The sequence below is a fragment of the Arenibacter flavimaris genome, from assembly GCF_030291335.1.
GTDB lineage: Bacteria > Bacteroidota > Bacteroidia > Flavobacteriales > Flavobacteriaceae > Arenibacter.
In genome coordinates this window covers 483,421-510,046 of sequence record NZ_JASWIM010000001.1, presented here as the reverse complement: position 1 = coordinate 510,046, position 26,626 = coordinate 483,421, and the positions used below count along the sequence as shown (strand labels likewise).

At 39.6% G+C, this 26,626-nt stretch carries 24 protein-coding genes; 20 read left to right on the top strand and 4 right to left on the bottom strand.

Features of this window, described 5'->3' with window-relative positions; genetic code table 11:
* The first annotated feature begins 64 nt into the window (after positions 1-64).
* From QSE00_RS02020 to QSE00_RS01930, 19 genes are all read left to right on the top strand, one after another.
* The gene (locus tag QSE00_RS02020; protein WP_110354390.1) at positions 65-931 is read left to right on the top strand and encodes a DUF58 domain-containing protein; all 867 of its coding nucleotides are present in this window, start codon (positions 65-67) and stop codon (positions 929-931) included.
* 5 nt (positions 932-936) lie between these two features.
* The gene (locus QSE00_RS02015) at positions 937-2,592 is read left to right on the top strand and encodes a hypothetical protein (RefSeq protein ID WP_286104701.1); all 1,656 of its coding nucleotides are present in this window, start codon (positions 937-939) and stop codon (positions 2,590-2,592) included.
* Positions 2,593-3,591 (top strand): vWA domain-containing protein, encoded by a 999-nt coding sequence (locus QSE00_RS02010; protein ID WP_286104699.1) that lies wholly within the window; start codon positions 2,593-2,595, stop codon positions 3,589-3,591.
* Positions 3,592-3,642: 51 nt separating this feature from the next.
* Positions 3,643-4,680 carry a VWA domain-containing protein gene (locus QSE00_RS02005; protein WP_110354387.1) on the top strand — a complete coding sequence of 346 codons (1,038 nt, stop codon included), beginning with the start codon at positions 3,643-3,645 and terminating at the stop codon, positions 4,678-4,680.
* 13 nt (positions 4,681-4,693) lie between these two features.
* Entirely contained in the window at positions 4,694-5,551 is an 858-nt protein-coding gene (locus QSE00_RS02000; protein WP_110354386.1) for a tetratricopeptide repeat protein, read from the top strand.
* Positions 5,552-5,556: 5 nt separating this feature from the next.
* A complete protein-coding gene (locus QSE00_RS01995; RefSeq protein ID WP_286104698.1) occupies positions 5,557-7,335 on the top strand; it encodes a BatD family protein in 1,779 nt (592 codons plus the stop codon).
* A 3-nt stretch (positions 7,336-7,338) separates the two neighbouring features.
* Positions 7,339-8,097, top strand: coding sequence for a tetratricopeptide repeat protein (locus QSE00_RS01990; RefSeq protein ID WP_110354384.1), 759 nt, complete (start codon positions 7,339-7,341; stop codon positions 8,095-8,097).
* Positions 8,098-8,155: 58 nt separating this feature from the next.
* Entirely contained in the window at positions 8,156-8,452 is a 297-nt protein-coding gene (locus tag QSE00_RS01985; protein WP_110354383.1) for a hypothetical protein, read from the top strand.
* An 81-nt stretch (positions 8,453-8,533) separates the two neighbouring features.
* Positions 8,534-10,126: a SulP family inorganic anion transporter gene (locus QSE00_RS01980; RefSeq protein ID WP_110354781.1), complete on the top strand. Its 1,593-nt coding sequence runs from the start codon at positions 8,534-8,536 to the stop codon at positions 10,124-10,126.
* Positions 10,126-10,977, top strand: a complete 852-nt coding sequence (locus QSE00_RS01975) for a universal stress protein (RefSeq protein ID WP_286104697.1) — start codon at positions 10,126-10,128, stop codon at positions 10,975-10,977. Before QSE00_RS01980 ends, QSE00_RS01975 begins: the two co-directional genes overlap by 1 nt.
* Positions 10,978-10,992: 15 nt before the next feature.
* The gene (locus QSE00_RS01970) at positions 10,993-11,622 is read left to right on the top strand and encodes a carbonic anhydrase family protein (protein WP_110354381.1); all 630 of its coding nucleotides are present in this window, start codon (positions 10,993-10,995) and stop codon (positions 11,620-11,622) included.
* 119 nt (positions 11,623-11,741) lie between these two features.
* The gene (locus QSE00_RS01965) at positions 11,742-13,622 is read left to right on the top strand and encodes a SulP family inorganic anion transporter (protein ID WP_286104695.1); all 1,881 of its coding nucleotides are present in this window, start codon (positions 11,742-11,744) and stop codon (positions 13,620-13,622) included.
* A 78-nt stretch (positions 13,623-13,700) separates the two neighbouring features.
* The gene (gene pheS, locus QSE00_RS01960) at positions 13,701-14,720 is read left to right on the top strand and encodes a phenylalanine--tRNA ligase subunit alpha (RefSeq protein WP_110354379.1); all 1,020 of its coding nucleotides are present in this window, start codon (positions 13,701-13,703) and stop codon (positions 14,718-14,720) included.
* 144 nt (positions 14,721-14,864) lie between these two features.
* Positions 14,865-15,260, top strand: a complete 396-nt coding sequence (locus QSE00_RS01955) for a hypothetical protein (protein ID WP_286104694.1) — start codon at positions 14,865-14,867, stop codon at positions 15,258-15,260.
* Positions 15,261-15,440: 180 nt separating this feature from the next.
* Positions 15,441-15,944: a GbsR/MarR family transcriptional regulator gene (locus tag QSE00_RS01950; protein ID WP_110354377.1), complete on the top strand. Its 504-nt coding sequence runs from the start codon at positions 15,441-15,443 to the stop codon at positions 15,942-15,944.
* A 13-nt stretch (positions 15,945-15,957) separates the two neighbouring features.
* The gene (locus QSE00_RS01945) at positions 15,958-17,094 is read left to right on the top strand and encodes an efflux RND transporter periplasmic adaptor subunit (protein WP_110354376.1); all 1,137 of its coding nucleotides are present in this window, start codon (positions 15,958-15,960) and stop codon (positions 17,092-17,094) included.
* A gap of 25 nt (positions 17,095-17,119) precedes the next feature.
* On the top strand, positions 17,120-20,257 hold the full coding sequence (locus tag QSE00_RS01940; RefSeq protein ID WP_286104693.1) for an efflux RND transporter permease subunit: 3,138 nt from the start codon (positions 17,120-17,122) through the stop codon (positions 20,255-20,257).
* Positions 20,258-20,262: 5 nt separating this feature from the next.
* Positions 20,263-21,675, top strand: coding sequence for an efflux transporter outer membrane subunit (locus QSE00_RS01935; protein WP_286104692.1), 1,413 nt, complete (start codon positions 20,263-20,265; stop codon positions 21,673-21,675).
* Between the two features lie 18 nt (positions 21,676-21,693).
* Complete coding sequence (locus tag QSE00_RS01930; protein ID WP_286104691.1) at positions 21,694-22,284, top strand: TetR/AcrR family transcriptional regulator; 591 nt, start codon at positions 21,694-21,696, stop codon at positions 22,282-22,284.
* On the opposite strand, the gene QSE00_RS01925 is transcribed toward QSE00_RS01930, so the two are convergent.
* Genes QSE00_RS01925 through QSE00_RS01915 form a run of 3 tightly spaced genes read right to left on the bottom strand, consistent with a single transcriptional unit; the run spans position 22,276 to position 23,955 of the window.
* Positions 22,276-22,779 carry a YciI family protein gene (locus tag QSE00_RS01925; RefSeq protein WP_286104690.1) on the bottom strand — a complete coding sequence of 168 codons (504 nt, stop codon included), beginning with the start codon at positions 22,777-22,779 and terminating at the stop codon, positions 22,276-22,278. The genes QSE00_RS01930 and QSE00_RS01925 overlap by 9 nt on opposite strands.
* On the bottom strand, positions 22,767-23,240 hold the full coding sequence (locus QSE00_RS01920; protein ID WP_286104689.1) for a CYTH domain-containing protein: 474 nt from the start codon (positions 23,238-23,240) through the stop codon (positions 22,767-22,769). Before QSE00_RS01920 ends, QSE00_RS01925 begins: the two co-directional genes overlap by 13 nt.
* A 22-nt stretch (positions 23,241-23,262) precedes the next feature.
* The gene (locus QSE00_RS01915; protein ID WP_286104688.1) at positions 23,263-23,955 is read right to left on the bottom strand and encodes a Rossmann-fold NAD(P)-binding domain-containing protein; all 693 of its coding nucleotides are present in this window, start codon (positions 23,953-23,955) and stop codon (positions 23,263-23,265) included.
* Positions 23,956-24,015: 60 nt separating this feature from the next.
* On the opposite strand from QSE00_RS01915, the gene dinB reads away from it, so the two are divergent.
* Positions 24,016-25,113 (top strand): DNA polymerase IV, encoded by a 1,098-nt coding sequence (gene dinB, locus QSE00_RS01910; protein WP_110354369.1) that lies wholly within the window; start codon positions 24,016-24,018, stop codon positions 25,111-25,113.
* A gap of 66 nt (positions 25,114-25,179) precedes the next feature.
* Here the strand turns inward: dinB and pyk are convergent, their stop codons facing one another.
* Positions 25,180-26,622, bottom strand: coding sequence for a pyruvate kinase (gene pyk / locus QSE00_RS01905; protein ID WP_110354368.1), 1,443 nt, complete (start codon positions 26,620-26,622; stop codon positions 25,180-25,182).
* Positions 26,623-26,626 lie beyond the last annotated feature (4 nt).

Genomic DNA, 26,626 nt, shown 5'->3' with positions numbered 1-26,626 from the left:
GCTTATGGACTTTAATCCTTAAAACTGTACCTGAATACTTTTTACTGCAAACTGCAAACTGAAAATGGATACCAAGGAATTATTAAAAAAAGTTCGCAAGATCGAGATAAAGACGAGGCGTCTTTCCGACCATATTTTTGGAGGGGAATACCATTCGACTTTTAAGGGTAGGGGTATGACTTTTAGCGAAGTACGCCAATATCAATTTGGCGATGATGTTAGGTCCATAGATTGGAACGTAACCGCACGCTATAACGAACCCTATGTAAAAGTATTCGAGGAGGAAAGGGAACTTACCATGATGTTAATGGTAGATGTGAGTGGTTCAGAACTTTTTGGCACCAGCAATCAATTTAAAAAGGAAGTCATTACAGAAATTTCCGCTACGCTGGCATTTTCGGCACTTCAGAACAACGATAAAGTTGGACTCCTTTTGTTTACGAATGAAGTGGAACTTTACATTCCCCCTAAAAAAGGAAAAAGTCACGCCCTTAGAATAATACGGGAATTACTGGAGTTTACGCCCAAGAGTACTAAGACCAATTTGGGCGCTGCGCTTAAATTCCTGACCAACGTAATGAAGAAGAAAGCCATTGTTTTTGTACTCTCGGATTTTATTACCGATGATTACCTACAAACCTTGCGTATTACTGGTAAAAAGCACGATCTTACCGGAATTAGGGTCTTTGATGAAAGAGAGGAAAACATTCCCAATATAGGCATGGTGCAAATGCAGGATGCCGAAACGGGAGCAATTCAATTGGTAAATACCCAATCCAAAAAGGTAAGGTTGGCCTATGGCAAACACTATAGTGAGCGTGTTGCCTATTTTCAGGAAACTTTTACCAAATCAGGTTGTGGCGTATTGAGCTGTAGGGTAGATGAAAGTTATGTAAAGAAATTATTGGGCTATTTTAAGAGAAGAGGTTGATTTAAATGAGGAACTTAAATTTGAGCATTATAAATAGTTATTCGTATTTTTTGCGATATATTGCATTGTGTCTGCTATTTGCTTCGACACATGGATTTTCCCAGAACACCCCCACCATTGTGTCCGGGGTGGATACGACCTATATAAAGATTGGTGAGCAGATTAATTTTAAGGTCACCGTGGAAACAGATTCAACCGCCCAGGTAATCTTCCCGGAAGGCCAAACCTTTTCCCCTCTGGAAACCGTAGAGACCCTAAAGACCGATACCGTTAAAAAATTGGATAGGATGACCTTACAGAAGATCTATGCCCTTACCCAATTTGATTCAGGCTCCTACACCCTGCCAAGACAACAGATTATGATAAACGGAAAACCGTTTTTCACGGATTCCATAAAAATTGATGTTGCTACAGTACCGGTAGATACCTTGGCACAGAAGATGTACGATATAAAGCCCATTATCAATGTGGAAAAATCCAACGGGGCACTTTGGAGAATTCTCCTTTGGGTACTAGGTTTTTTGATACTGGCCGGGGCGGCCTTATATTGGTTCGTTTTCAGGAAAAAGCCATTGAGCGAAGAGGAAAAAGTAGCCCTATTGCCTCCTTTTGACCGTGCTATCCTTGGTTTAAAACAATTGGAAAAATCAAAATATTTAATCCAGGACGATTATAAATCCTATTATTCCGAATTAACGGACATTGTTCGTTCCTATCTGGAAGAAGATGTTCATGTCACTGCATTGGAAAGCACTACGGACCAATTGATAGATAAATTGGAGATGATGAAGGATGCTGGTCAGTTGAAACTGGACCAGGAGACCATACAACAGTTCAAAAAAGTTTTACAGACCTCCGATTTGGTGAAATTTGCAAAATCCAAGCCAGAGTCCTCCGTAGCCGAACAGGATAGAAAATCTGTGGAGCAGATTGTAATCAAGACCAAAGAGGCCATTCCGGAGCCCACTGAAGAGGAATTGTTGCAACAGGAAGAATATTTGGAAGAGTTGGAACGCAAGAAACACAAGAAAAAATTGGTGATCATTGCTGTCACTACGGTCCTTGTGCTGTTATTTTCAACTGTAGCGGCAATAGGTTACTACGGATTTGGACAGGTAAAAGATACGGTTTTGGGACACCCGACCAAAGAATTATTGGAAGGGGAATGGGTACAAAGCGATTACGGTTACCCACCCATTAGTCTATACACCCCAAAAGTCCTGTTGAGACAAGCCGTAAAACTCCCACCAGAAGCCAAAGCTTCTATCAAGGAAATGCAGGGATTTGCCTATAGGAGCTCCATTGGACTGTTTACCATTGGTGCCACCTCCATTACCCTGGCACAACCGGAGGAACCTGATTTTGAAAAGGCCTCCGAACAGATATTGAAAAATTTTGAAAATCAGGGCGCCAAGAACATCACTACCAAGCAAGAAGCTTTTACTACCCTCTCAGGGGTTAAAGGGGTTAAACTGTACGGAAGTGGAAAATTTGCCGTGCCCGAATCCAAGGAATTGATCTCCGGGAACTATGTGGTCCTATTTTTTGGCGGTAAAGGTTTTCAGCAAAATATAATCTTGACATGGTTGGCAGATGACAATTATGCAGACCAGATAGTAGACCGAATTTTGAACTCAGTAGAAGTAAAAACGAGCTTATAGATGTTTGAGAATATTTCCTTTGCGAACCCACAGTTTTTCTGGTTGTTATTATTACTTCCAGTGGCAATGCTTTGGTATTTCTTTAAAAGAAAGGAACAGACCGCTTCTTTAAAAATTTCGAGCATCAAGGGCTTTCCCAAAGGCAGCATATTGCCCAAATTAAAACCGGCGTTGTTTGTTATGCGCTTGTTGGCATTGGCGGCGATCATAGTTGCCATGGCGAGACCACAGACCGAGGATATCTCCACCAGGACCAAAACTACAAAAGGAATCGATATTGTTATGGCCATCGATGTTTCCTCAAGTATGTTGGCAAAAGATCTAAAGCCGTATAGATTGGCAGCGCTTAAAAAAGTAGCGGCCGATTTTATTAACGAAAGACCAAACGATAGGATCGGCTTGGTGGCTTATGCAGGCGAAAGCTATACCAAAACACCTATTACTAGTGATAAATCCATAGTTTTAAGGGCTTTGGACGAAATAACTTATGGGCAATTAAATGATGGAACAGCTATTGGGATGGGACTTGCCACCTCGGTAAATAGACTGAAAGAAAGTAAAGCCTTGAGCAAAGTAATAATACTACTCACGGACGGAGTAAACAATTCGGGGTTTATAGAGCCCCAAACTGCCGCAGATTTGGCAGTGGAATTCGGCATCAAAACCTACACCATTGGTCTTGGGACCAATGGAAACGCCATGTCTCCCATAGCATATAATGCCGACGGATCTTTCCGATATGGAATGCGGGAAGTGGAAATAGATGAAAGCCTTTTGAAATCTATTGCCGAAACAACCGGCGGGCAGTATTTTAGGGCTACCGACAACAAAAAACTAGAGGCTATTTACGAAGAGATAAACAAGTTGGAAAAAACTGAGGTAGAAGAGTTTAAATACTACAAATACGAAGAAAAATTTAGACCTTGGGTCTATTTGGCAGGGGTTTTGCTCTTGTTGGAATGGCTGGCAAGGAACACCCTGTTCAGGAGTTTTATCTAATAACAAGGAACTAGGTTTCCGGGGAATTGATTTAAAAAGGAAGAATACAAAATGATTCAGTTAGACGAAAAATCATATTTATATCTGTTATCCATCATTCCAGTGATGGTAGTTCTCTTTGTACTCCTTCAAATTTGGAAAAAAAGTACACAAAGAAAATTTGCCGATCTTTCTCTTTTAAAGCGATTGACTCCGGACAGGTCCAACTTTAAATCCACCTTAAAATTAATTTTTATTTTATTGGGATTAGCCTCTTTAACCATGGCCTTGGTCAACCCAAAGATCGGAACCAAATTGGAAACGGTTAAGAGGGAGGGGGTCGATATTGTATTTGCCGTAGACGTTTCCAAAAGTATGTTGGCCGAGGATATAGCCCCCAATAGATTGGAAAAAGCAAAACGTTTGGTCTCAGAAATCATCAATCAATTGGCGAGTGACAGAATTGGAATTATAGCGTATGCCGGACAGGCATTTCCCCAACTTCCCATAACAACCGATTACGGGGCTGCCAAAATGTTTTTGCAAAACATGAATACCGATATGCTTTCCTCCCAAGGAACGGCCATTGACCAAGCAATCGAATTGGCATCGACCTATTATGACGATGAGGAACAAACCAACCGTGTGCTTTTCATTATCTCGGACGGAGAAGACCATTCCGAAGGCAATGTGACCAATGCTGTTGAAGATGCTACCAATGAAGGAATAAGGGTTTTTACCATTGGGGTAGGAAAAACAAAGGGAGCTCCCATACCCCTTAAAAGAAACGGTATTGTTGAAAGCCTAAAAAAAGACAGCCAAGGTGAAGTGGTCATTACAAAATTAAATGAAGAGGTACTTCAAGAAATCGCCGACGAGGGCAATGGGGAATACATAAACGGGGAATACACGGAAGAAGCGGTTGCCTTCATCAAGGAGCAATTGAACCAGATGGACAAGAAAGAATTTGAGGCCAAACAATTTGCCGAATACAAAGATCAGTTCCAATGGTTTTTGGCCGCAGGGCTTTTATTCTTATTTTTAGACATTTTTGTCCTGGACAGGAAAACCAAATGGCTTAAAAAATTGAATCTGTTTAACGAGCGATAAGCGTAGAAGGATTATGAAAAAGATAGCATTTATCATTATATTGATCGGAGGCCTTGTCCAAGCTCAGGAAGTGGATAAGGAAAAAGAGAAATCCCTTAAAATTGCCAACAATTTTACTTGGGAAGGAAACAAAGACCTTTCCGAAAGTGATTTTGTAAATGCCGAAGCCAATTATAGGAGGGCCATCTCCAAGAATGCGGAAAGTAGTATTGCACCCTATAATTTGGGAAATGCCTATTATGAAAACGAAACCTATAGCGAAGCCTTTGGCAGGTTTAAGCAGGCAGGAGAAAATGCCACCAACAAAAAAGACAAGCACAGGGCCTACCATAACATGGGCAATGTCTTTATGAAGAACAAAGAGTACCAAAAAGCGGTAGATGCCTATAAGGAAGCTTTGAGAAATGACCCTACGGATGAGGAGACCCGTTACAATTTGGCTTTGGCCAAGGAAATGCTGAAAAAACAGCAGGAAGAAGAACAAAAAAACGACCAGAATAAGGACGACCAGAACCAGGAAGACCAAAAAGATCAGAAGGACCAGAACGAGGATAAAAAGGAAGGGGACCAGAACGAAGACAATAAAGGAGACCAAAAAGAGGACCAGGACGACAAGAATAAAGAGGAAGGTGATAAGGGAGAAGAAGAGAAAGAAGACAATAAAGAAGGTGAAGGAGAGGATGAAGAGAAAAACGACGAGCCTTATAAGGCAGAAGAGCAGAAGCAACAACAACCAAGGCCTAACCAATTATCTCCCCAACAAGTGAAAAATTTGTTGGAGGCCATGCAGAACGAAGAGAAAAAAGTACAGGAAAAAATTGATGCACAAAAAGTAAAGGGTGCAAAAATTCAAAATGAAAAAGACTGGTAATACACGTGAACATTAAAAGATACATATCGTTATTTTCATTGTTGTTCCTCGGCCTGTTCTTGCATGCCCAGAATAATGAAACCGTTACCTTCGAAATGAATCTCAGCAAGGATGTGTTGGGCATTAACGAACGTCTCAGGGTAGACTTTACCATGAACAGGGATGGGGATAATTTTGTTCCTCCCGATTTTGAGGGGTTCAGGGTACTTATGGGACCATCACAGTCCATTAGTTCCTCCTGGGTAAACGGAGTAAGGAGCTTTTCCAAAACATACACCTATACCTTGGCACCTACGGCAAGGGGGAAATTCACTATAAAGCAGGCCACCATTGTCATCAAGGGGGAAACCTACAAATCGCTCCCCAAGGAGGTAGAGGTTACCGCTGCCGTTGAAAGACCGGACGGTGAAAAAACGGTGGATGATGTTGCCGATGAAAGTTTACATCTAGTAGCCGAAATATCCAAAACCAGCCCATATTTAAATGAAGCGGTTACCGTGGTATATAAACTATACGCAAGTCCTTCCATAGACGTAACCAACTTTAGGGCGCTGGACAACCCAAAATACAACAATTTTTGGAGCCAGGATATTCCGGTCACCAAATACGATGTACAGAATACTACCTATGACGGCAAATCCTATAGATCCGTAATCTTGAAAAGGGTAGTTTTATATCCACAGAGAACGGGAGAATTGGAAATTGAACCGCTTTCCCTGGATGTAAGTCTTCAGGTCCCTACCAACAAACGGGATTTCTTTGGAGGAAGAATATTTGCCCAAACCAACAAGACCGTATCCGCAGGCAATAGGACCATTAATGTGAAACCTTTGCCTACACAAGGCAAACCTGCCGATTTTAGTGGTGCAGTAGGAGAATTCCAATTTTCGGTGACCACCAGTAAAACGCATCTTAACGCATCCGAATCCCTTCAGGCCAAAGTAGCCATAAGTGGTAAGGGAAATTTAAAACTTTTCGAAATTCCAAGTTTGAATCTCCCAAGTTCCTTGGAAGTATATGACCCGGAGTTCAATGAAAGTGTTCGTACTACCCTATCTGGTATGGAGGGAAATGTAAGCAATAGCTATACGGTTGTTCCTACATTTAAGGGCAAATATCCCATTCCCAGTATAGCCTTTAGCTTTTTCAACCCAAAGACTGAAAAATATCAAACCCTAAGCTCCGGAGAAATTATGATCAATGTTCTGGAAGGCCCCACTAGCGCAGCCGCAGACAACAATGGTCCTATTTCCCATAATAAACAAAGGGTTGTGGCTACGGGAGATCAATTTGTATTCAATAAGATAAAACCAAATCTATCAGCCATCAACAATCAAAACTTTTTTGGGTCTACCAACTTTTTTCTTTGGTTGCTGCTTCCGGTTTTATTAATTCCCCTGGCAATCTTCCTTGGTAAAAAAAGAGAGGCCATTGCCAGTGATGTGGAAGGAAACAAAATTAAACGCGCCAATAAACTGGCAAAGAAATACCTTTCCGCAGCCAAAAAAGCCTTAGGATCCAAAGAATCATTTTATGTGGCCTTGGAAAAGGCGCTGCACAATTATTTGAAGGCCAAACTTAAAATAGAGACATCAGAATTCAGCAAGGATAAAATAGCCTCTTTATTAAATGAAAAAAATGTGGACGAAACTACCAGGGAGGGTTTCTTAGGCTTACTACAAAATTGCGAAATGGCTAGATATAGCCCATTCTCTGATGTCCAAATGCAACAGGATTACAATAAAGCGAGCGAGGTTATTTCACAACTCGATAAACAAATTTAAGAAATGGTACGTGTATTAACTATTTTAACCTATTTGGTATGTACCTTGGGATTTTCCCAAAACGAACAACTGTTTAACGACGCTACTACATTTTACAACCAAGGAGAATATACAAAAGCTGCTAACAATTATTTAAAGATATTGGAAAATGGGGAGCATTCGGCAGAACTCTATTTCAATTTGGGAAATACCTATTACAAACTTAACAAAATTGCCCCCAGTATCTATTACTACGAGAAGGCGCTATTATTAAAACCAAATGATAGCGACATTAAGAATAATTTGGCCTATGCACAAAATATGACTTTGGATGCCATTGAGCCCCTTCCCCAGACCGCAATTTCCAAATTGTACAAAAAATTTATTACATATCTCTCATTTGACCAATGGGCCTATGTGGCAGTTGGCTTTATGATGCTCTTTGTATGCTGTTATATCGCCTTTTATTATTTCACATTTTCTTCCCAAAAAAGAATAGCCTTTATATGCAGCCTTATTTTTCTTCTGTTGACAGTGCTGGCAGTAATAGTGGCCTATTTACAATTCTCTAATTTTCAATCGGAACAACCTGCCATAGTTTTTTCGGAAGAAGTTGGCATTAAATCCGAGCCCAACGATAGAAGTCAGGCCATTTTTAATTTACATGCCGGTACCAAGGTAAATGTACTGGAACAATTAAATGACTGGAAAAAAATTGAAATTTCCGATGGCACCACGGGTTGGATTCCAGCAGAGGATATAAAAATCCTTAAGGATTTTTAGTATTTCTTTAACGTCTAATAAAACCGTTGGTGTTATATTTGCCATAAGTTGTAATTCTATGAAAGTTTTTGCCCGTATACTTTTACTATCCCTTTGGCTATTTGCCATAGTGGCTCCGAGCGCAATCACTTTACTAGATGTTGACAATCCCGTTATTGTTACCAACCTTAACGAAGAGGAACAGCAGGAAACGGGTAAGAAATCTCCCTTACAGGAGAAATTCGTTAACGATAGTTCCACAGATTTTTCTTTAATAGCCCTGTCCCAAAAATCTACAATGGGTATATATTGCCCCATGGGACATATTAACTTCACCCAAAAAATTCTACTACCTCCCCCTGAACATATTAGTTAATCCTATCAGTTAAGTTAAACTTTTTCGATTAATTAAAACGTGTCCTTGATTTCCATTAAGGACCAAATTATTTTTTTATATATGTTCAAAAATTTTAAAAGCGACCTTCCCGCAAGTGTCGTTGTATTCTTTGTTGCGTTACCCCTTTGTTTGGGTATTGCCCTTGCCAGTGGGGCCCCTTTATTTTCAGGTTTAATTGCCGGTATAATCGGCGGTATTGTTGTTGGAGCGCTAAGTGGCTCCAAAATTGGTGTTAGTGGACCAGCCGCTGGTCTGGCCGCCATAGTATTAACGGCCATTGGTGCATTGGGAGGTTTTGAAAACTTCTTGGTCGCGGTGGTACTGGGTGGAATTATTCAGTTGGTATTCGGAATTCTAAAAGCTGGAATTATTGGATATTATTTTCCTTCATCTGTAATTAAAGGTATGCTGACAGGTATAGGTATTATTATAATACTAAAACAAATTCCTCATTTTTTTGGTTACGATCCGGACCCCGAAGGGGATTGGGCCTTTTTTCAAGTAGATGGAGAGAACACCTTTTCAGAAATCCTAAATACCGTAAACAATATTAGCCCCGGAGCAACGCTGGTAGCCATTGTTGGTTTATCCATATTATTGTTATGGGATAAGGTACTTTCCAAAAAAGGAAAGATTTTCCAGCTTATCCAAGGGCCTTTGGTTGCCGTTGCAGTAGGCATCATATTTTTTGTTTTAACGCAAAACAGTACCTATTTGGCAATTTCTTCCGATCACTTGGTAAGTGTACCAATCCCAGAAGATGCCGCTTCTTTTTTCGGGCAGTTCAGTTTTCCAAATTTCGCGGCAGTAACGAACCCTGACGTATGGATAACCGCATTTACCATTGCTCTGGTTGCCAGCCTTGAGACACTATTATGTGTTGAGGCCACCGATAAGTTGGATCCTGAAAAAAATGTTACACCGGCCAACCGCGAACTGCTTGCACAAGGTACGGGGAATATTATATCCGGATTAATTGGAGGCCTGCCCATTACCCAAGTAATCGTTAGAAGTTCTGCCAACATCCAATCAGGTGGAAAATCAAAACTATCCGCTATATTTCACGGCTTCCTATTACTTATTTCGGTTATTCTTATTCCAAAATTATTGAATATGATACCTCTTTCTGTTTTAGCGGCCATACTCTTTGTCGTGGGCTTTAAATTGGCCAAACCGGCACTTTTTACGAAAATGTACAAATTGGGTTGGAAGCAGTTTGTGCCATTTTCGGTTACCGTATTTGGTATCATTTTTACAGATTTACTTGTTGGCATAAGTCTTGGCCTTGTGGTAGGCATTGTGGTTATCCTATTGAAAAGCTATCAGAACTCCCATTTTCTTCATATGGAAGATGTAAGTAATGGAAAGCACAGGATAAAAATGACCCTTGCAGAAGAAGTAACCTTTTTTAATAAAGGTGCCATTCTTAAAGAATTGGATAGCCTGCCAAGGGACACCTATCTAGAGATAAATCTCCTAAAGACAAGATATCTAGATCTTGATATTATTGAAATTCTAGACGATTTTTCGGTTAAGGCGAAAGAGCGCAATATAGACATTCAACTCATCTCCAAGCGCGGGGTAGTTGAAAACCCGCTAAGTTTTACAGAGTTCTTTAAAACAAGACCCAAATCTAATTTAAGTTTAAGCTAATGGACACGAAAACAAACAAACACAAAATAGCTTTATTCACGGATTTACAAGAAGATATATCCTGCCTATTAAAGAGTGCCATTAGTTTAGCCCACATGATCAATGGGGAAATTGAAGTGTTTACCGTAACAAAGCCCACGGCGGTTATGGAGAAAGAAAATCAATTATCGGCCATGCGCTCCTTAAATCGTGAATATATGCTGGCCAATAAACGTATGAAGGACATATTATCGCCCATAATTAAAAATTACGGGGTACCTGTTAATTATTCCAGTACCTTTGGCAATATTAGAAATGAGATTGATAGGTATCTACACGAAAATAACCCTGACGTAATAGTTTTGGGAAGGCACAAGAGCAAACATTTTAATACGGCTGAAAATAGAACCATAAACTTTGTCCTAAGTGTTTTTAAGGGCACTGTCTTGATCGTTCCACATGACAAAGGCCTGGAACCAGGTATGAAGATAGGCATAGGCTCCATAAATTGTTCCGAAACATTATTTAATGGGCCTTTTACAGAAGAACTCTTTTTACATGCAAAAGGTGCTATGAAATCGTTTAACATAGTTGAATCTTCAAACGATCTACCACAAACTGAAAATTCATTAGGGCTCAAGACCATTCAATATGTCTTTGATCTGAATGAAAATACAGTAAATAATCTTCCTGTCTATTTATCCAAAAGTAATATCGATCTCTTGTTTTTGGATGGAGTAAATAAGGAAAAAGAAAATCTTTCCAGACTGTTGAATATATATGATATGGTAAGAAAATCAGATATTAACCTTTTGGTAACCGGGGAAAAACACACCCATTACAGTTTTAACACAACACTAAAAATCGCATAATTAAAATAGATAAATATGAAAGCACATACAAGAGAAACCCAAGCAACAATGACACCGAACAAGGCGTTGCAATATTTGAAAGAGGGCAATCAAAGATTTCAAGGTAATTTAAAAGCCAATAGAAACCTACTGGAACAGGTTAACGATACAAGTGAAGGTCAATTTCCTTTTGCAACCATTTTGAGTTGTATCGATTCCAGGGTTTCTGCCGAATTGGTCTTTGACCAAGGTCTTGGTGATATTTTTAGCATTCGAATAGCCGGTAACTTTGTCAACGAAGATATTTTAGGGAGTATGGAGTTTGCCTGTAAACTAGCAGGAACCAAACTGATCGTTGTTTTGGGCCACACAAGCTGTGGTGCTATAAAAGGAGCTTGTGATCATGCAAGATTGGGTAATCTTACCGCATTGATCAATAAGATAGAACCTGCAGTAGAGGCAGTTACAGAGCCTTCCGATGAGAATTTAAGAAATTCCAAAAACCTTGATTTTGTAGACAAAGTGGCTGAAAAGAATGTGCATTTAACTATGGACAATATACGTAAGCACAGCCCTGTTCTAACTGAAATGGAAGAAAATGGCGAAATAAAAGTTGTTGGCGCCATGTATGATGTTTCCAATGGTGAAGTTGTTTTTTACGAATAATACCCCAATGACAAAGAAGGCCAATGTTATCAAATTGGCCTTCTTCCTATTGAAACCAAAGGTTGGTTTCAATCTTTTGTAACTATTGCTTAAACTAACCTAGCATTAAATTCAATATTATGAAAAATCTTTTTTCAAATTTTAGAGGAGACCTTTTTGGTGGCATTACAGCAGGTATTGTAGCTCTTCCATTGGCTTTGGCCTTCGGTGTAAGTTCCGGACTTGGACCAAGTGCCGGACTGTACGGAGCAATATTCATCAGTTTTTTTGCAGCACTTTTTGGAGGAACCAACACTCAAATATCTGGACCCACAGCTCCAATGACCGCTGTAAGTATGGTGGTTATTGCAGGTATTGTGGCACTTAATGACGGTAGCATAGAAAAGGCACTTCCCGCCATTCTTATTGTGTTTTTATTGGCCGGCCTTATGCAAATTGGTCTTGGGCTTATGGGGATAGGTAAGTACATTCGCTACATCCCCTATCCTGTAGTTTCCGGTTTTATGACGGCAATTGGGGTCATCATTTTGGTTACCCAAATTTTACCGTCCATAGGGTATTACCCAAAAGAGGACGCCGAGTTTGTGTCACAATACAAACCCCTGGCTGAAGAAATTATCTTAGAAAACATTCTCAAGGAAGAGGCAGGGGAAGGCATATTGGTTTTGGAAGATTTTGAGGAAACCATAGCACGTTCAGAGGAAATTACCCAAGATGATATAAACAAAGAAGCCAGCACCTTGGCAAAAACTGAGGCATCAGGGGTTTTCGGCACTATAAAAGTCCTTCCCAGGGCCATGCAAAACATCAATTGGCTGGAACTTATCCTGGCCCTATCAACAATTGCAATTATATACGGCTTTAAAAGAATTACCACTGCCATCCCAAGCGCATTGGTAGCCCTTATCGTTGTTTCGGGAGTGGCATACGGCTTTGGACTCAACTATCGTCCTATTGAAGAAATACCTAGTGGTTTCCCAGTGCCCAACCTTGAAATATTCACCGCATTTGAACTCGGATCGGTAACGCCATATATCTTTACAGCCCTAACATTGGCCTTATTGGGGGCCATAGATTCGCTTTTGACGTCTGTAGTAGCGGATAACATGACCAAAACAAAACATCAACCCAATAAGGAACTGGTAGGTCAGGGTATTGGCAATAGTATAGCCGCTATTTTTGGAGGAATCCCCGGAGCCGGAGCCACCATTCGTACAGTGGTAAATATAAATGCTGGGGGGAAAACCAAATTATCGGGTATGGTTGCAGGTGTACTGTTATTGATCATTCTCTTAGCTTTGGGACCAGTGGCGTCGCAAATACCAGCCGCCGTACTTGCAGGAATATTGGTGACCGTTGGTATAGGTGTAATGGATTATAAAGGTTTAAAAGCCATACCAAGTTTACCTAAGGACATGAGCCTGGGTCCCATTAAGTTAAGTTCTGAAGTTATTATAATGCTTGTGGTACTTGTTCTTTCCTCCGTATGGAATTTGGTATATGCCGTAGGCGTTGGTCTAGTAATTGCCTCTTTGATGTTTATGAAAAAAATGGGGGATCTTACCGCAGAAAGGTCCGATGTAAAAACCTTGGAACATGAAAAAGGATGGGCAGATGAAGCCAATTTCCCGAAACATTTGAAAGAAAAGGTTTTTATAAAACATATTAAAGGTCCTCTATTCTTTGGTTCCACAAGTGAATTTCAGGCTTTGGCAAACCAAATTCCAAGAACGGCACAGACGGTTATAATTCGTATGGACCGAATGCAGTATATGGACCAATCCGGTCTCTACACCTTGGAGGATGTACTTATAGATTTACTTAATTCCAAGATCGAAGTATTATTGGTAGATGTTCTGGATCAACCACGTTACATGATGGAGCGCGTAGATCTAATACCTGATTTAATACCAAAGGAACACATATTCAACACTTTTGATGAATGTATTGCGTACTTAAACAAAATGCCAGTTGAACAAAAGGTGGAGGCTTTGGCTTAGGTTCTTATCCAATTTATGACGAAATATGTAGTCGGTAATGCCGTAATTATCTTAAATTTGCGGCATTAGCCGAATAACATGATCGATACCATAAAAAAGCATATAACCGAGGTAGAAAATTTTTCTTCTACCGATATGGAGGCCATAGAGGCATTCCGAATAAAGTACCTGGGAAAAAAAGGGTTGTTCAATCAATTTTTTTCTGATTTTAAAAATGTTCCCAACGAGCAGAAGAAAGAGTTTGGACAAACCGTAAACCTACTAAAAACCGCTGCTACCGAAAAAGTAAATGCTTTAAAGGAAGCCCTTGAAAACAAGAAAGAGGAAAAAGGAATTTATGGGGACTTAACCAGACCGGGAGAGCCCTTGGGACTTGGAACGCGCCATCCGATCTCGATCGTTAAAAATCAGATCACCGACATCTTTTCCCGAATTGGGTTCAATGTTTCCGAAGGACCGGAAATAGAAGATGATTGGCATAATTTTACCGCTCTAAACCTTCCGGAATACCATCCGGCAAGGGATATGCAGGATACGTTTTTTATACAAACCGATCCTGATATTTTGTTGCGTACCCATACCTCATCGGTGCAAGTGCGCTATATGGAAAATAACAAACCTCCCATAAGGACTATTTCCCCGGGCAGGGTTTACAGGAACGAAGCTATATCCGCTCGCTCCCATTGCTTTTTTCATCAGGTAGAGGGACTCTACATAGACAAGGATGTGTCTTTTGCAGATTTAAAGCAAACCTTACAATTTTTTACGACCGAACTATTCGGAAAATCCAAAATAAGGCTAAGGCCGTCCTACTTCCCATTTACCGAGCCCAGTGCCGAGGTAGACGTTTACTGGGGACTGGAAACCGAAACGGATTACAAAATGACCAAGGGTACCGGATGGTTGGAAATCATGGGTTGTGGTATGGTAGATCCCAATGTACTTACCAATTGTGGTATCGACGCCAATGAATATTCCGGTTTCGCTTTTGGCATGGGCATAGATAGAATTGCGCTATTGCTCCATCAAATTTCGGATATTCGACTATTGAGCGAAAATGATGTACGCTTTTTGGAGCAGTTTAAAAGTGCTTTTTAAATGAAATCACGGCATACCGGCCAATGGGACAATCCTACATATAGAGCACCCTTTTTTGGAAAGGTGCCTACCTTTAAAACTTAGTATTAATAAAATTTCATCAACTACTCTAGTTGGAAGGATGCTGAATTATTTTCTGTACAATTGAAAAAAGATATAGAAATTCCGATCGCGAAAAACGTTCATGTTGCCATTGTCCCTGAATGGAACGATGAATTCCTGGAAAAAAATTGGAATGCCTACCTCATCAACGATAGGGACAGCAAGATTGAAGCTGTCATAGCTGTTTCAAATGGTTACGAAGGAGACCGTAAAACTTCTACCATGAGACATGGACTAGGCGATATTCAGGCCAAAAACTTTCGAAAAATTGAAATACTCCAAGAAGATTTATTGGCCTTCAACAATGAATTCTTTGTTACTTTTTTCGCCGATGACAAACTATACGAAAAGCGCTTCCTTTTCGAAAAGAATTCTATAAGTGAAGCCAAACTAGGGCCTATTCCGGTTATGGAATTGGAGGGAATACTGGCCAAATAGACCACTAATAATTACTACAGAACTCCCGGGCTCCGAATAAGCCCTTAAGGTCTCTTATCAATTTAACAAAACTTTAATTTCGTTTAGTTCGGTTTGTTCAGAACCAATAAGTATATTTGCGCCTTATTTTACTGAATACAAATAATTTTTGTTCCAAAAACAGTAATAAAGCTATTCAAAATGAAAAACAACATCTGCAAACAGAAAATGGCCCTGGTTGAAAAACTGGGCGTTCATTTAGAGGGCAGAGAGCAATTGGCTCCTGTTGCTGCACGTATTATGGCATATATAATCCTAACTGGAAAGAAAGGATCCACTTTTGAAGATATGGTAACTATACTATGTGCAAGTAAAAGTACAATTTCCACACATCTTAATCATTTACAAGATTTAAATAAAATTGAGTATTACACAAAGACAGGAGACCGTAAAAAGTACTTTATAATCAATAAAAATACAATTATTCAGCATGTAGATAGAATGATCAGCCATTGGAATGCAGAAAGGGCCATCCATTTAGAAATTAAAGCATATAAAGAAAACCAAAACAAATTAAAAATTGAAAATGACGACGAAAAGTTCGATTTAAGCTTTCATAATGATTACGTCAAGTTTGTAGATGAAGCTACATCTTCAGTTAAAGAATTAAGAGAAAAATTAATTAGCAACAAATTCCATATCTAAACTCAACTAAAAAATGAAGAATAATAAATTATATACCATTCTAGGACTAAGTTTATTCTTAGTTATTGTGAGCTGTGGCAGCAAACAAGAAAACGCTGCTGCGGCACAACAAGCCCCGCCATTACTACCTTTTCCGGTATCACAAGTGGAACATAAGACCGTAACAGGATATATAGATTATCCCGCAACCATTGAGGGTAGGGTAAACAGTGATGTAAGGGCCAAAACCTCGGGATATATTGAAAAAGTATACGTAGATGAAGGTCAAAAAGTAAAAAAGGGACAAGTGCTTTTTAAATTGGAAACACAAGCTTTAAATCAAGATGCGGTTGCGGCAAAAGCACGTGTTAATGTAGCACAAGTGGAGGTAGACAAATTGATCCCCCTTGTAGAAAAAAACATTATTAGTCCAGTTCAGTTGGAAACCGCCAAAGCCAATTTAGCACAGGCCAAGGCCAGTTATAGCGGAGTTTCAGCAAACATTGGCTATGCCACCATTAAAAGTCCTATTGATGGTTATGTTGGTGCCATAAACTTTAGAGAAGGTGCCTTAATAAGTCCAAATGACGCTACCCCGCTAACAACAGTTAGTGAAATTGACCAGGTATATGCATTTTTTAGTTTCAATGAAGCACAATACATAGACCATTTACAAAATTCCGAAGGAAAAAGTAAAGCAGAACGTATTAAAAATTCCCCAGATTTAAGTCTGGTTTTGGCCAACGGTAAAATTTATTCGGAAAAAGGACGTATTCAAACCAGTACAGGCCAAGTAAATCAAAGTACCGGAACCATAAAAATTAGAGCCGCTTTTAACAATCCAAACGAAATCTTAACCAATGGAAATAGCGGTAAAATAAGATTCCCTATAGAATATAAAGACGCTATAGTAGTACCTCAATCAGCCACTTTTGAGCAACAAGGAAACATAATGATATTTAAGCTTGGGGCCGACAACAAGGTAGAAACTTCCATTGTAAAAATAAAGGGAACGGTAGGTAACTTATATGTTGTTGACTCTGGTGTAGATGACAATGACAAAATTATAGTATCGGGTGTAGGCAAACTAAGAAACGGAATGGCCATTATCCCTCAAGAAACTTCTTTTGAAGATGCCATTCAACCCGTAGCAACATTATTTAAAAACTAGTCCCCAACTAACAAAAATAGTAGCCATGTTAAAAACATTTATTGAAAGACCCGTTCTTTCAACGGTAATCTCTATTATCATAGTTTTACTAGGAATTATAAGTATTACTAGCTTACCCATAGAGGAATACCCGGATATTGCGCCACCAACTATTAAAGTTACTGCCAATTATACTGGAGCCAATGCCGAGACCGTTTTGGAAAGTGTCATTATTCCAATTGAAGAACAGATTAATGGTGTGGAAGGTATGACCTACCTAACCTCTACCGCATCCAATACAGGTGCTGCAGAAATTACCGTTTATTTCAATCAAGAAATTGATGCAGATATTGCAGCCGTCAATGTGCAAAACCGTGTAGCAAGGGCAACCCCTTTATTACCTCAAGAGGTAACCCAAACCGGGGTAACAACACAAAAGCAAGAAACGAGTGCATTAATGTTTATTTCCATGTATTCTGAAAGCGAAGATTATGATGCTACCTTTATTCAGAATTACCTTAAAATTAACGTTATTCCGGCAATGCAGCGTATTAGTGGTGTTGGAGATGTTAGTGTGTTCTCACAACAGGACTATGCCATGCGAATCTGGCTAAATCCAGAAAAGTTAGCATCTTATGGTTTAATTCCTTCAGATATTTCTGCAGCATTGGCAGAGCAAAATTTAGAAGCGGCCGCTGGTTCCTTAGGTCAGAATAATGGCGAATCGTTTTCATATACATTAACCTATAGCGGACGTTTTAAGGACGAAAGCCAATACAGCGATATTGTAATCAAAGCATTGGGAGACGGGGAGTTTTTACGTCTAAAAGATGTTGCTACCATTGAACTGGATGCACAATCCTACGCGGCGAATGCGATGAGCAAGGGCCATCCAGCCGTGTTCATGGGAATCTTTCAAACAAAGGGTTCCAACGCCCAAGAAATTATTGAGAATATTAAAGTTACTTTGGAATCGGTTAAAAGTGACCTTCCTGAAGGCTTGGACATTTTTGTACCCTACGACACAAGTTTATTCTTAAATGCGTCTATTGATAAGGTAGTAACCACCTTATTGGAAGCCTTTTTATTGGTTTTCTTAGTGGTATTTATCTTCTTACAAGATTTTCGTTCTACGCTAATTCCAGCAATTGCAGTACCGGTTTCCATTATTGGTACCTTCTTCTTCTTGAATGTTTTTGGCTATTCCATCAACTTATTAACACTATTCGCCTTGGTACTTGCCATTGGTATAGTGGTAGATGATGCCATTGTTGTTGTTGAAGCTGTTCATGCCAAGATGGACAACGGGGAACACAATCCCAAAAAAGCGACCCTAACAGCCATGAACGAAATTTCAGGAGCCATTATTTCAATTACCCTTGTAATGGCTGCGGTATTTATTCCGGTGACATTTGTAACGGGGCCAACAGGTGTATTTTATGAGCAATTTGGTGTTACCTTAATTATTGCCATCCTTATTTCTGCAGTAAATGCTTTAACATTAAGCCCGGCATTGTGTGCCCTATTACTAAAAGGACACAAGGGGGACGAAGAATTAAAGGGAAAAAGTCCTTTAAAACGCTTTTACACTTTATTCAATCGTGGCTTTAATGCCACAGTAGATAGATATGGTAAATCACTTCAGTTTTTATACAAAAGAAAATTTGTTTCTGTTTTACTATTGATCATCGCGGTTGTTGGTATTTATTGGGCATCAACAACAACTCCAACAGGTTTTGTCCCTAATGAGGATAGAGGGATTATTTTCGCAAATATTGAATTACCACCAGGGGCTTCTTTGGATAGAACAGATGCCGTTGCAAGAAAATTATTCGACAAAATAGACGGTATGGATGGTATTGTAGCCGTTAACTTTATTAAAGGTAGAAGTATAATTAGTGGATCGGGAAGTAACTTTGGGTTTGGGATTATAAAACTTAAGGATTGGGGCGAACGTAAGGATGAAGCCTTATCTGCACAGGCCATTACAGGAAAATTATTTGGTATAGCAGCCACTATTCCTGATGCCAATATTATTTTCTTTTCACCACCTAGTATCCGCGGTTTTGGTAACTCCGCAGGTTTCGAGATAAATTTATTGGATAAGTTTGGAGGAGAGTTTTCGGATTTGGATAAGGTTAAAAATGATTTTACCATGGCCTTAATGCAACGGCCGGAAATAAAATACGCAACCTCTGCATTTAATACCAATTACCCCCAATACGAAATGGAGGTGAATGTACCCTTAGCAAAAGAAAAGGGAGTTTCCATAACCAGCATCTTTTCCACGCTACAAGGATACATTGGAGGAATTTATGCATCGGATTTTTCACGATTCGGAAAACAATTTAGGGTCTACATACAGGCCTTACCAGAAGACAGGGCAGATGAAAGTGCCTTGAACAGTATGTACGTGAGAACCAACACGGGGGAAATGACACCAATTACACAGTTTGTAAATCTAAAACGTGTTTATGGACCCCAATCGGTAACGCGTTTCAACTTATTTAATTCCACCAGTATCACAGGTGCAACAAACCCCGGATTTAGTACAGGTGATGCCATTAGGGTTATTGAGGAGGAGGTTGCAAAACTTCCCAGTAATTATACCGTTGCCTATTCCGGTTTAACACGCGAAGAGGTGAATGCAGGAAACCAAACCACCTTTATTTTTATATTAAGTATTCTATTTGTGTATTTCTTATTGAGTGCACAGTACGAAAGCTACTTATTACCATTTGCAGTAGTTTTATCATTACCCTTCGGTGTATTTGGCGCCTATATAAGCACGAAGTTTTTTGGACTTGAAAATAATATTTACTTCCAAATTGCCTTAATCATGCTAATAGGATTGCTGGCTAAAAACGCCATCCTAATTGTAGAGTTTGCATTACAAAGACGAAAAAATGGCGAGAGTATTGTTGATGCCGCTATCCACGGAGCCAAGGCCCGTTTACGTCCAATATTAATGACCTCATTTGCCTTTATCCTAGGATTAATGCCATTAGTATTGGCAAATGGCGTAGGGGCAGAAGGAAACAATTCTATTGGTACCGGTGCTGCAGGAGGCATGCTAATAGGAACCATTTTAGGTGTCTTTGTAATCCCAATACTATTTATATTATTTCAGTGGCTACAAGAAAAAGTTTCTAGTAAACCCGCAGTACAAACTTTAGAAGATTAAGAACAATGAAATCAATTATATCACATAAAAATTTAGGTAAAGGCACACTTTTACTATTAGTTGCCATCACATTACAAAGTTGTTTTGTTGCACGGGATTATGTAAGGCCGGAGATAGAAACCAAAGCGCTTTTTAGAACCGAAAACCTTCCAACAGATAGTGTTTCCATAGCAGACCTATCTTGGAAAGATTTGTTCAAAGATCAATATCTTGAACAATATATAGAGGAGGGTCTGCAAAACAATATGGACATTCGAATCGCTATTCAGCAAATGATAGCTGCCGAAGCCTACGCAAAACAAGGGAAAGCAGGTTATTTGCCAACATTGAGTGCGGGTCCCAACTATACCCATCAGGAATATTCAGAGAACAGTCAGTTCGGTTCTATATTTAGTGGAGGTTTGGACACTTACGATATTACTGCCAAGTTATCTTGGGAAGCCGATATTTGGGGAAAAATAAGAAGCAATAAAAGAGCATCACAGGCAGATTATCTACAAAGTGTTGCTGGACATCAAGCTGTAAAAACACAATTGATTTCCAACATTGCAAATACCTATTACAACCTATTGGCTTTGGATGCACAGTTGGAGGTAACAAAGCAAACCATAGCAACCAGGAAAAGTGGTGTTGAAACCATTAAAGCCTTAAAAGAAGCCGGACAAGTAACCCAGGTGGCAGTAGACCAAAACATAGCGCAGTACAATAGCGCCAGAGCCCTACAAATAGATATTGAGGCCGCTATTTTCAAAGCAGAAAATACATTGAGCATTTTACTTGGTAAAGCACCCCAAGAGTTTGAAAGAAGTAGATTGGACAATCAAAGTATTGATCAGGAAATAGAGCTGGGTGTACCTGGGAGATTGCTAAGAAACAGGCCGGACGTTATGGCTGCAGAATATGCCCTAATTAAAGATTTTGAGTTGACCAATGTGGCCAAAAGTAGCTTCTATCCTTCCCTGACCCTAACTGCTTCAGGAGGTTTGCAAAGTTTGGAGTTAGACAATCTACTTAATGCAAACTCACTATTTGCAACAGTAGTTGGCGGATTAACACAACCACTTTTAAACCAAAGAAAACTAAAGACACAAAAAGAAGTGGCTCTTGCGAATCAAGAAAGTTCCTTCTTAAATTTTAAGAAAACCTTATTGGTAGCAGGTAGCGAAGTGTCCAATGCGTTGTTTTCGTATGAAGCTGAAACCAAGAAATTCGAGTTTAGAAAAAATGAAGTGGAAGCCTTGCGCAAAGCAGAAAGTAATTCTGAAGAGTTGTTAAAAAATGGTTACGCCAACTATTTGGATCTGTTAACAGCTAGACAAAGTGCATTGAGTGCCGAATTAAATCTTATTACCAATAAACTATTCCAATTATCGGCTACAGTAGAATTGTATCGCGCCTTGGGTGGTGGCTGGAAATAGAAGGCAAATTTACAGGCCATGGAGAATCAGGAAGAATTTTTAGAATTTGCCATTTCCAAATTTTTAAAATTTGGAAGCAAACGATTTACCCTGGATGACCTGGCCCATGAAATGGGCATCTCAAAAAAAACGATCTATAGGTATTTTTCGAGCAAGGAAGAAATTGTTCAGGAAAGTCTCAAATACCTATTGACAGGTGTACAGACTGAGATAACAGAGGCAAGAAAAAGAGAAAAAAACAACCCTATCCAAGGTGTTATTTCAATTTACCGGATAGGGTTGAATAATCTTAAAAAGTTCAGTCCGTCATTTTTATTGGGTTTACAAAAATACTATCCACGTGCCAATGAACTATTCAATGAATTTAGGGTAAAGGAAATACATGATTGCGTTTTTGATCTGTTACAACAGGCTCAAATTAAGGGGCAAATAAGAATGAACGTCAATTTGGAACTAACTTCCCTATTATATTTAAACCGACTGGAATACGTGCTTTTTTCAAGCAACAATCTCTTTGACAAGTACAGCAGTACGGAACTTTTGGAACATCTTGTCATTAACAATCTTAGAGGTATAGCAACCCAAGCTTATGCCTCCAAACTATCTTAGTTTATATCCCTTTGCTGCCCACCATGGGTGTATTTCTATCGCCAAGCGTCCTGACTTGACCATGGGGTCCATATTGGCCAGACTATCTGCCATTTCTTGGGTCGGCACATTGTAGATGGTAATACCACGTATATCCCCATTATCACCAAAAGGACCGGAAATATCGGCATAGCCCTGCTCGTACATACTTCCCAAATGGGCTAAATGCAAGGCCTGTAGACTATCTGCCTCTGCCTTGGATTGGGAGCGATTTGGACCACTCTTTAAAAAGGCTATAAAATATTGCTGCATCAAGATGGTGTCCATGGTTTTTTCATCTATATAATTGAAAGTCTGAAACCCTTGTGCTTCCAAACGCTTCTTCAATTGGGCCACGGGAAGCTCTGATTCAGCAAGTTGCTGGTCTATTTTTACACTTGCCACCTCTCCCGAGGCTTTACAGGAAAATAACAGTCCCAATAACAAAATAACACATAAGAACCTTATTTTTTCCATGTCTTAAAAGGGTTTTTGCTCAACTGTGAATTGTAATATTTGATATCTGCCGTAACCTCCTGTCCTAGCCAACTTGGCTTTAAAAAGTCCTCAGCCTCGTCTTCCAATTCAATTTCCGCAACTATCAATCCCGAATTGTCCCCTAGGAATTCATCCACTTCATAAATGTGCCTCCCTACTTCAATATAGTACCTCACCTTATCTATGACCCCAGGTTCCGATAATAGTATCAAGGCATCGGCTTCTTTGACAGCTATTTCCTTTTCCCATTCAAAACGCGTGGTTCCACTTTGGTTGCCCTTTCCCTTCACTGTAATAAACCCCTTGTCTCCCTTGATTCTGACCCTTACAGTTCTTAGGGGGTCCGTATTTAAAAACCCTTGAACAATTCTTTCATTTTTAATAGCGTCCGATTTGAAATCTTCCGACTTCACTAAAAATTTTCGCTCTATTTCTATCATTTATAAAAATTGGTTAACTAGCTCACTTTGAAAGTTCCTGGTAAATATTCCTAATTTCATCGGACTGGATTCTTGTTTTTTCATAGTTATTGTTGGCCAACCAAACCATGGCAGTAGCAATAACTTCTGGATCTATGGATCTATATTTTTCCAAAGGTCCTACAAGTATATAATCAAGAACTTTCATAAACTGTTTGGCAATCCATTCCCCTATCCGTTTCTCGTCCCGCTTGCCACCTATCAACGATGGCTGTAAAATATAGGTGTTGGGGATGCCACACTTTAAAACAGCCTCTTCCATTTCCCCTTTTATCCTATTGTAGTTAACACCGCTTTTGGAATTGGCTCCCATAGCAGAGATGACCAAAAATGTATTAATACCTTTATCCCTACAAATTTTGGCTGCCGTAACAGGTATCCCAAAATCTATTCTCCTGTACATTTCGGTATCGGGGGTTTTTGCTTTGGTAGTACCAATACAACAAAAGACCTCATCCGCTAGAAAATCATTCTTATAACTTTCCAATGTAAGAAGGTCTACTATATGCTCCTCCAATTTTGGATGGGAAAATCCAATACTGCTTCTGGTAAATAGTTTTATTCTTATATAGCGTTCATCCTTGAGCAACATCTGCAACAAAAACCCTCCTGTTAAGCCAGTAGCGCCCAATATAATGGCGGTTTTCTCCTTTAATCCAAATTGTTCCTTACCCATTTAGGATGTTTAACATTTTAGTTGGGGCCATATAGCGCCAACTTGTTATAAATTTACGTTATGAAATTGGATTTCCCACAACGAAAAATAATCCATGTGGATATGGATGCGTTTTACGCCTCCGTGGAACAAATGGACAACCCTGCTTTAAAGGGAAAGCCTGTGGCAGTTGGCGGGGCCGAAAAAAGGGGGGTGGTTTCGGCCGCCAGTTACGAGGCCAGGAAATTTGGGGTGCGCAGCGCCATGAGTGGTTATTTGGCCAAAAGGAACTGTCCTGACCTAATATTTGTACCACCTCGTTTTGAACGTTATAAAGAGATTTCCCTTAAAATTAGAACTATTTTTTTCGATTATACAGATTTGGTGGAACCCCTTTCCTTGGATGAGGCCTATTTGGACGTAACCACCAATAAAAAAGGCAATCCCTCGGCTTCGCTTATAGCAATGGAAATAAGACAGCGCATTTTTGACGAAGTGGGCCTTACCGCATCGGCAGGAATATCCATCAATAAATTCCTGGCCAAAGTTGCCAGTGATTACAACAAGCCCAATGGTCAAAAAACGGTGAATCCAGAAGAAGTTATATCTTTTTTGGAAGACTTGGAAATTAGAAAATTTTATGGTGTAGGGAAAGTCACGGCCGATAAAATGTATCATCTCGGTATTTTTACAGGGAAGGATCTTAAGCTGAAGTCTGTGGAATTTCTAAAGGAGAATTTTGGCAAAAGCGGGGATTACTATTACCATGTAGTTAGAGGAATACACAATAGTGAGGTAAAACCCAATAGAATCCCGAAATCGGTGGGTGCGGAACGTACATTTGAGGAAAACCTGAGTAGTGAGGTCTTTATGCTCCAGCGGTTGGAGAATATTGTCACAGAATTGGAAAAGCGCCTAAAGAAATCAAAGTTATCAGGAAAAACGGTTACCTTAAAGATAAAATATAGCGATTTCACCCTTCAAACACGGAGTAAGACCCTTCCCTATTATATTGCTGATAAATCCTTGATATTGGAAACTACCCAAGAATTGCTCTATCAAGAAAAATTGGAAAATTCCGTGCGTCTATTAGGAATTTCCCTGTCCAATTTAAATACGGAAAAAAATGAACCCTTGGAACAAAAAGAACTTACCGTACAACTAAAATTCGACTTATAGCGATAAAAAAAGACCTGTCCGGTTAAAAAACAGACAGGCCCTATAAAATATGGTCGGAATTAAGTTCTAAAAATCGCAGCTTTCTATTTGTGATACACGTAGGGTATTTACCATACCTTTATCCTTTATAGGCATGGCCGCCAAACTTATCAGCATATCCCCTACCTCTAAAAACCCTTTCTGACATGCCATCTTATTGACATCCTCAATTGTTTCGTCCGTAGACACGTATTTATCATAATAAAAGGCCTTTACTCCCCACAACAGGTTAAGTTGCGTAAGGATCCTCTTATTGGAGGTAAATACCAATATATGGGCCTTAGGTCTCCACGCCGATATTTGAAAAGCGGTATAACCACTATTGGTCAAGGTAGATATTGCCTTGGCCTTAATTTCATTGGCCATATTGGCGGCATGGTAACAAATGGATTTGGTAATATATCTATTGGTTCTAACCTGTGGTGGCTCATGTGGTACCTTAATCAATTCTGAATTTTCCACACTTTCCAGGATGCTGGACATTTTTTGTATAACCTGAACAGGATAATTTCCAACGGAAGTCTCCCCGGAAAGCATTACGGCATCTGCACCATCCATTACCGAGTTGGCAACATCATTCACCTCCGCACGGGTAGGGGTAAGACTTGTAATCATTGTTTCCATCATCTGGGTGGCAATAATTACCGGTATTCTCGCTTTTTTGGCTCTTAACACCAATTGTTTTTGAATTAGGGGCACCTCCTGAGCCGGAACCTCCACACCCAAATCTCCTCTAGCAACCATCAATCCATCACAATAGGCAACAATCTTATCAATGTTCTCTACTGCTTCCGGCTTTTCAATTTTTGCAATAATTGGAATTTTGTGCTCAGAATGTTCCTTGATAATATTCTGTAGGTCTATTAAATCCTGACTAAACCTTACAAAGGAAAGTGCTATCCAATCCACATCTTGTGATACCGCAAAAATAGCATCCTTAATATCCTTTTCCGTTAGTGCCGGTAAAGAGATGTTGGTGTTGGGTAGGTTCACCCCCTTTTTGGACTTCAAAGGCCCACCTTGGATCACTTTAGCCCTAACTTCATCTTTGGAATTGGTTGAAATTACTTGGAACATTAACTTTCCATCATCCAATAAGATTCGTTCACCCGCTTTAACATCTTTTGGAAAATTGGTGTAGTTCATATACACCTTCTCCGCATTTCCTTCAAAAGGTTTCCCTGTAACAAAAGTTATTTCGTCCCCTGGGGCAACTACCACTTCACTGGCCATTACCCCAACCCTTAATTTTGGTCCTTGTAAATCGGCCAGAATAGAAGTATAAGTACCCAATTCCTCGTTCAACTCCCGGATCATCTGTATACGTTCTGTAACGTCCTTATAATCGGCATGGGAAAAGTTTATCCTAAAGACATCCACTCCAGCCTCAATCATGTCCTTAAGAACACTCTTCGTACTAGTTGCTGGTCCTAGGGTTGCTACTATTTTTGTCTTTTTATTTATTGGCATTATT